The organism is Blautia sp. 210820-DFI.6.14 (assembly GCF_020558815.1).
In the GTDB taxonomy this organism is placed as follows: domain Bacteria; phylum Bacillota; class Clostridia; order Lachnospirales; family Lachnospiraceae; genus Blautia_A; species Blautia_A obeum.
Genome location: NZ_JAJCKS010000003.1, coordinates 215,191 through 221,608 on the forward strand (window position 1 = coordinate 215,191; position 6,418 = coordinate 221,608).

8 protein-coding genes and 2 tRNA genes are annotated in these 6,418 nt (G+C 42.3%); 9 read left to right on the forward strand and 1 reads right to left on the reverse strand.

The window, feature by feature from the left end:
• Positions 1–51: 51 nt before the first annotated feature.
• Positions 52–708 (forward strand): YigZ family protein, encoded by a 657-nt coding sequence (locus LI112_RS04850; RefSeq protein ID WP_117739091.1) that lies wholly within the window; start codon positions 52–54, stop codon positions 706–708.
• 103 nt (positions 709–811) lie between these two features.
• On the opposite strand, the gene LI112_RS04855 is transcribed toward LI112_RS04850, so the two are convergent.
• On the reverse strand, positions 812–1,336 hold the full coding sequence (locus tag LI112_RS04855; RefSeq protein ID WP_117739090.1) for a peptidylprolyl isomerase: 525 nt from the start codon (positions 1,334–1,336) through the stop codon (positions 812–814).
• A gap of 97 nt (positions 1,337–1,433) precedes the next feature.
• Here LI112_RS04855 and tsaE point away from each other — a divergent pair, with 97 nt between their 5' ends.
• The 8 genes from tsaE (at position 1,434) to LI112_RS04895 (ending at position 6,118) form a co-directional block, all read left to right on the forward strand.
• The gene (gene tsaE / locus LI112_RS04860; RefSeq protein WP_005421968.1) at positions 1,434–1,859 is read left to right on the forward strand and encodes a tRNA (adenosine(37)-N6)-threonylcarbamoyltransferase complex ATPase subunit type 1 TsaE; all 426 of its coding nucleotides are present in this window, start codon (positions 1,434–1,436) and stop codon (positions 1,857–1,859) included.
• Positions 1,860–1,869: 10 nt separating this feature from the next.
• The gene (gene tsaB / locus LI112_RS04865) at positions 1,870–2,592 is read left to right on the forward strand and encodes a tRNA (adenosine(37)-N6)-threonylcarbamoyltransferase complex dimerization subunit type 1 TsaB (protein ID WP_055056750.1); all 723 of its coding nucleotides are present in this window, start codon (positions 1,870–1,872) and stop codon (positions 2,590–2,592) included.
• A complete protein-coding gene (gene rimI / locus LI112_RS04870) occupies positions 2,589–3,026 on the forward strand; it encodes a ribosomal protein S18-alanine N-acetyltransferase (protein ID WP_005421972.1) in 438 nt (145 codons plus the stop codon). The genes tsaB and rimI overlap by 4 nt, the downstream gene beginning before the upstream one ends.
• A gap of 6 nt (positions 3,027–3,032) precedes the next feature.
• A complete protein-coding gene (locus tag LI112_RS04875) occupies positions 3,033–3,944 on the forward strand; it encodes a ribonuclease Z (RefSeq protein ID WP_022388339.1) in 912 nt (303 codons plus the stop codon).
• A gap of 12 nt (positions 3,945–3,956) precedes the next feature.
• The gene (tsaD, locus tag LI112_RS04880) at positions 3,957–4,976 is read left to right on the forward strand and encodes a tRNA (adenosine(37)-N6)-threonylcarbamoyltransferase complex transferase subunit TsaD (protein ID WP_022388340.1); all 1,020 of its coding nucleotides are present in this window, start codon (positions 3,957–3,959) and stop codon (positions 4,974–4,976) included.
• Positions 4,977–5,036: 60 nt separating this feature from the next.
• Entirely contained in the window at positions 5,037–5,741 is a 705-nt protein-coding gene (gene ispD, locus LI112_RS04885) for a 2-C-methyl-D-erythritol 4-phosphate cytidylyltransferase (RefSeq protein WP_022388341.1), read from the forward strand.
• An 85-nt stretch (positions 5,742–5,826) separates the two neighbouring features.
• Positions 5,827–5,912: transfer RNA gene (locus tag LI112_RS04890), tRNA-Ser, on the forward strand.
• A gap of 116 nt (positions 5,913–6,028) precedes the next feature.
• Positions 6,029–6,118: transfer RNA gene (locus LI112_RS04895), tRNA-Ser, on the forward strand.
• Positions 6,119–6,418 lie beyond the last annotated feature (300 nt).

Below are 6,418 nucleotides of genomic sequence, written 5' to 3' on the forward strand. Positions count from 1 at the left end.
GGCTGTGATCGTCCTGGACGGTTGCAGCCTGTGTTTTAGGAAGGAGTACTTATGCTGGAACAGTACAGAACAGTATATGAAGGTGGAGAAGGCGAGATCACTGAAAAAAAATCACGCTTCATCGCGACAGTTCATCCAGTGGAAAGTGAAGAAGAAGCGTTGGCTTTTCTGGAAGAGATGAAAAAAAAATACTGGGATGCAAGACACAATTGCTATGTGTATTCGATTGGGATGAATCGTGAATTTACCAGATGCAGTGATGATGGAGAACCTTCCGGAACTGCTGGAAGGCCAATGCTTGATGTGATCCTTGGAGAAGATATTTACAATGTGGCGGTTGTAGTAACAAGATATTTTGGAGGCGTGCTGCTTGGAACAGGTGGACTTGTAAGAGCGTATTCCAAAGCAGTGCAGGAAGGCCTTGCTGCAAGCAAGGTGATTCTTAAACAAAAGGGAATCGCACTTAAGATTACGACAGATTATACAGGACTCGGCAAGATACAGTACATTGCAGGAGAAAGAAACATTCCAGTGCTGGATAGTGAATATACGGACAAAGTGGTCATGAAACTGCTGGTTCCAGTGCAGGATGTAGGAAGCGTACGGAAGGCAATTACAGAAGGAACGAATGGAAGAGCCGGAATCGAAAAAGATCAGGAACTGTATTATGCAGTGATCGACGGAAAAGTTATAACATTTGATCATTAGAATATGGGAATAAAAAAGAAGCCGGAAGGTAACGGGTTCTATCTGAAAAAGATAGATATCGCACCATCAGGCTTCTCCTCATTTACTTGAAGAGCTTGCTGAATCAGCACTTCTCTGGTTCTGGATAATCTACACCAAAGGTTTCGACAGTCATAGATTTGATCTGCTGATCATCCAACGGTCTGTCTCTGAAATCTGTTTCGGTTTCAGCAATTTTGTTTACAACATCCATGCCCTCGATCACTTTGCCAAATGCAGCATAGCTTCCGTCCAGATGTGGAGCAGCTTTGTGCATAATGAAGAACTGGCTTCCACCGGAATTTGGATGCATGGCTCTTGCCATGGAAAGAACTCCTGGGGTATGAGCAAGATTATTTGCAATGCCATTTTGAGCAAATTCTCCTTTGATGCTATATCCTGGACCACCCATTCCGGTTCCGTCCGGGCATCCGCCCTGAATCATAAATCCATTGATGACACGATGAAAGATAAGTCCGTCGTAGAAACCTTTTTTGACAAGACTGATAAAATTATTTACTGTATTCGGTGCGATTTCCGGATACAGTTCTGCTTTCATAACATCACCGTTCTCCATAGTGAAAGTTACAACCGGATTTGTATTTGCCATAATCATAGTCTCCTTTTGCAAAAAGTATTGTTTTTCTCTGTGCGCTCTATTATAATATGCAAAGAACAATTCTGCAAGGAAAAAGGTGATTCAACAGATGGTAACAGAGACAAGAAGCCCTGAAGAAACATATGCTCTGGGTGAGAAAATAGGAAAAGCAGCCCAGCCTGGACAGATTTATACCCTGACCGGAGATCTGGGGGTAGGTAAAACGGTTTTTACACAGGGGGTGGCAGCGGGACTTGGTATTACAGAACCGGTAAGCAGCCCGACATTTACAATTGTACAGGTGTATGAAGAGGGGCGTCTTCCTTTCTATCATTTTGATGTGTACCGAATTGGAGATATCGAAGAGATGGAAGAAATCGGATATGATGATTATTTCTTTGGAAATGGCATCTGTTTGATCGAATGGGCTGAGCTGATCGAAGAGATTCTTCCGGATAATGTTATTTCTATTACAATAGAAAAAGACCTGACACAGGGATTTGATTACAGAAAGATAACTGTAGATGGCTTATAGGAGAAAAAATATGAGAATTTTAGGTCTTGACAGTTCCGGAATCGTAGCATCCGTAGCTGTCGTAGAAGATGATGTTCTGGTAGCAGAATATACCATTAATTACAAGAAAACACATTCACAGACATTACTTCCAATGCTGGATGAGATCGTAAAGATGACCGAACTTGATCTGGAAAGCATTGATGCGATTGCAGTTGCGGCTGGCCCGGGATCTTTTACCGGACTTCGTATAGGCTCTGCAACAGCGAAAGGGCTTGGATTGGCATTAAAGAAACCATTAGTGGCAATTCCGACAGTAGAGGGACTTGCTTACAATCTGTATGATACGCCAGGACTGATCTGTCCGATCATGGATGCAAGACGTAAACAGGTGTATACAGGTATCTATCGTTTTACGGATCATAGGCTGGAAACAGTAGAAGAACAGATGGCTGTGCCAGTGGAAGAAATGATCAAAAAGTTGAATGCATATGGACAACCTGTGACTTTTCTGGGAGATGGAGTACCGGTATTTTGTGAACTGATCACAGAGAAAATGGAGGTTCCATATTCTTTTGCCCCGGCACATGTAAACAAACAGCGTGCAGCAGCAGTGGCTGCACTGGGACTTATTTATTATCGTGAAGGAAAAACAGAAACTGCAATGGAACATATACCGGACTATCTGCGAGTATCCCAGGCAGAGCGTGAGCGTGCAGAACGGGAGGCGGCAAAAGCTGACGGTAACGCATGACGTTTCGTGAAATGACAGTGGAGGATCTGGAACAGGTTGTGGAAATAGAAAACAGATTGTTTTCAGATCCGTGGACTAAAGAAGGTTTTTTTACTTTTCTTACCAAAGAAAATACAATGTTTTTTGTCATAGAAGAAAAAGAAAAAATACTGGCTTACTGTAGCATGCAGACGGTTCTTGATGAGGGCGATATTCTGAACGTGGCAGTGAGTCCGGACAGACAAAGAGAAGGAATTGGTTATTTTCTTGTAGACAGTATGTTGAAGATGGCAGAGATGATTGGAATCCATATCGTACATCTTGAAGTGCGGGAAGGTAATGGGACAGCCAGAAGACTGTATGAACGTCTTGGCTTTAAAGAAGATGGTCTGCGTAAAAACTATTATACGGACCCTACAGAAAATGCGGTTTTAATGACGAAAATGCAGGAGTGAAAATATATGTTGGATTTATGTTTGCTTGGAAGTGGAGGGATGATGCCCCTTCCGAGACGATGGCTGACTGCGCTGATGACAAGATATAACGGCAGCAGTCTGCTGATCGACTGCGGAGAAGGTACGCAGGTTGCAGTTAAAGAAAGAGGCTGGAGTTTTAAACCAATCGATGTGATCTGCTTTACTCATTATCATGGAGATCATATCAGTGGACTTCCGGGATTACTTCTTACTATGGGAAATGCGGATCGGACAGAGCCACTTACGTTGGTAGGACCGAAAGGATTGGAACGGGTTGTAAATGCCCTTAGAGTCATCGCACCGGAACTGCCTTTTGAAATTCGATTTATAGAGATTACAAAGCCGCAGGAGGTTCTGGAATTGAATGGATATCGTATTACGGCTTTCAGAGTGAATCACAATGTAATCTGCTATGGATACACGATAGAGATCCTGAGACAGGGTAAATTCTCACCGGAGCGGGCAAAAGAGCAGGCAATACCTTTAAAATACTGGAATCCGCTCCAAAAGGGGCAGACGATAGAAGTAGATGGCGTAGTTTATACACCGAATATGGTTCTTGGACCAGATCGAAAAGGTATTAAAGTTACTTATACAACAGATACCAGGCCTACGGAATCAATTCTACGAAATGCTGCAGAATCAGATCTTTTTATCTGCGAAGGTATGTATGGAGAAGAAGATAAGATTGAAAAAGCAAAGGGATATAAACACATGACCTTCCGCGAGGCAGCAGCTCTGGCGCGAGATGCAAATGTAAAGGAACTGTGGCTTACACATTACAGTCCGTCTTTGATTCACCCGGAGGAATATATGGATATGGTACGAGGCATTTTTCCAAATGCCTGGCCGGGAAAAGATGGAAAAAGTGTAGAATTGAATTTTGAGGAAGACTAGAGGAGTCTGAAAATGAAAGATACATTGATTTTGGCAATTGAGAGTTCTTGTGATGAAACTGCAGCTTCAGTAGTAAAAAATGGAAGAACGATTCTTTCCAATGTAATATCATCACAGATAGAACTTCATAAGCTGTACGGGGGTGTTGTGCCTGAAATTGCATCCCGTAAACATATTGAAAAAATAAATCAGGTAATTGAAGAAGCGTTAAAAGAAGCAGATGTGACACTGGATGACCTGGATGCCATTGGTGTAACCTATGGACCGGGTCTGGTTGGTGCACTTCTTGTTGGGGTTGCAGAGGCGAAAGCAATCGCATATGCGAAAAAACTCCCACTGGTTGGCGTGCATCATATAGAGGGACATGTATCTGCTAACTATATTGAGCATCCAGATCTGGAACCTCCCTTCCTTTGTCTGATCGTATCTGGCGGTCATACGCATCTGGTTATTGTGAAGGATTATGGAGAATTTGAGATACTTGGACGAACACGTGACGATGCTGCAGGAGAAGCTTTTGACAAAGTAGCTCGGGCGATTGGACTGGGGTATCCGGGAGGGCCGAAGATTGACAAACTTTCCAAAGAGGGAAATCCGGAAGCAATTGTATTTCCTCGTGCAAAAATCGGAGATTGCCCGTATGATTTTAGTTTCAGTGGAGTAAAATCAGCTGTCCTGAATTATATAAATCAGGCTCAAATGAAAGGTGAAGAAGTAAATAGAGCGGATCTGGCAGCATCTTTCCAGAAGGCGGTGGTAGATGTTCTTGTAGAACATACAATGCTTGCTGCAGGGGATTACAAGATGACTAAGATTGCTATTGCAGGAGGGGTTGCTTCCAATGGTACACTTCGTGCTGCAATGGAAAAGGCATGCGCAGAAAGGGGATATACGTTCTATCGTCCATCACCGATTTTTTGTACAGACAATGCTGCGATGATAGGGGTAGCTGCATATTATGAATATATGAAAGGTACTCGGCATGGCTGGGATCTCAATGCAGTACCGAATCTGAAACTTGGAGAGCGTTGAATATACAATAAAACAAGGGGCAAAGAGATCTTTTGAACAATAAAACAGGAGGTTACTGAAATGAAAGAAAAAACAACCGCAATCGTGCTGGCAGCAGGGCAGGGAAAGCGTATGCACAGCAAAATACAAAAGCAGTTCCTGGAAATTCAGGGACATCCTGTTTTATATTATTCTTTAAAATGTTTTCAGGAGAGTCCTTTGATTCATGATATTATCATAGTGACAGGAGAAGACATGATCTCTTACTGCAAAAGAGAAATTGTGGAACGTTATCAGCTTACAAAGGTTTCAGCAGTGATTGCCGGAGGAAAAGAACGATATGATTCCGTGTACAAGGGGCTTCTTGCGTGTGAAGAATGTAAGTATGTCTTTATTCATGATGGGGCAAGACCGTTTATTACCGAGGAGATTTTGGAAAGGGGAATGTTTGGAGTGCAGGAAACAGGCGCCTGTGTTGTTGGTATGCCTTCTAAAGATACAGTAAAAGTAGCAGATGAAGCTGATTTTGTAAGTGAAACGCCAGACCGAAAGAGAGTCTGGACAGTTCAGACTCCTCAGATATTTTCTTATGATTTAATAAAGAAAGCGCACGAGGGTATCCGTAAAAAAGATATGACTGCGATAACGGATGATGCCATGGTAGTAGAACAGGAAAGTGGCGTTCAAGTAAGACTTGTAGAGGGCTCCTATCAGAATATTAAGATCACGACTCCGGAGGATCTGGACGTTGCTGAAGTGTTTTTGAAAAAGATCGAAAAAATGTAAAAATTTGTATTGACATCAAAAAGATTTGATGATAGAATACATCTTGCGTCTGACAGAGACGTGGCGAACACTGAAAAGTGTATATGGAGAGATATCGAAGTGGTCATAACGAGGCGGTCTTGAAAACCGTTTGTCCGCAAGGGCGCGTGGGTTCGAATCCCACTCTCTCCGCTATTTGAAGAGAATAAAAAACTTTTGAAAAGTTAAAAAAGTTCTTGACAAATAAAAAACAACGCGATATAATATAAAACGCTTCTGAAAAAAGAAGCGATTGCGTAGGGCAATTTGGAGAAGTACCCAAGCTGGCCGAAGGGGCTCCCCTGGAAAGGGAGTAGGTCGTTAATAGCGGCGCGAGGGTTCAAATCCCTCCTTCTCCGTTTGAGGTTTTGAATTTTGAAAAATAAAAAACTTCAAAAAAGTACTTGACACAGTCGATAAGATGTGGTAAAGTAAACAAGCTGTCTGAAAGACAGACAAGCAAAGAACCTTGATAACTAAACAGTGAAACACATACGATTCTCGAAAATTCTTTAAGAATCATCATTCAACAGAATGAACTTTTTATAAACAGTAATGACGAGAGATAACTAAGCTAGTTGGTTGTCTTGAGTATATCAAACACTTTATCAGAGAGTTTGATCCTGGCTCAGGATGAACGCTGGCGGCGTGCTTAACAC

What these genes read in the sequence shown, in the direction of transcription:
- LI112_RS04850 (WP_117739091.1), top strand. Translation starts at nt 52, where the DNA reads ATGCTGGAACAGTACAGAACAGTATATGAAGGTGGAGAAGGCGAGATC.
- LI112_RS04855 (WP_117739090.1), bottom strand. Translation starts at nt 1,336, where the DNA reads ATGGCAAATACAAATCCGGTTGTAACTTTCACTATGGAGAACGGTGAT.
- tsaE (WP_005421968.1), top strand. Translation starts at nt 1,434, where the DNA reads ATGGTAACAGAGACAAGAAGCCCTGAAGAAACATATGCTCTGGGTGAG.
- tsaB (WP_055056750.1), top strand. Translation starts at nt 1,870, where the DNA reads ATGAGAATTTTAGGTCTTGACAGTTCCGGAATCGTAGCATCCGTAGCT.
- rimI (WP_005421972.1), top strand. Translation starts at nt 2,589, where the DNA reads ATGACGTTTCGTGAAATGACAGTGGAGGATCTGGAACAGGTTGTGGAA.
- LI112_RS04875 (WP_022388339.1), top strand. Translation starts at nt 3,033, where the DNA reads ATGTTGGATTTATGTTTGCTTGGAAGTGGAGGGATGATGCCCCTTCCG.
- tsaD (WP_022388340.1), top strand. Translation starts at nt 3,957, where the DNA reads ATGAAAGATACATTGATTTTGGCAATTGAGAGTTCTTGTGATGAAACT.
- ispD (WP_022388341.1), top strand. Translation starts at nt 5,037, where the DNA reads ATGAAAGAAAAAACAACCGCAATCGTGCTGGCAGCAGGGCAGGGAAAG.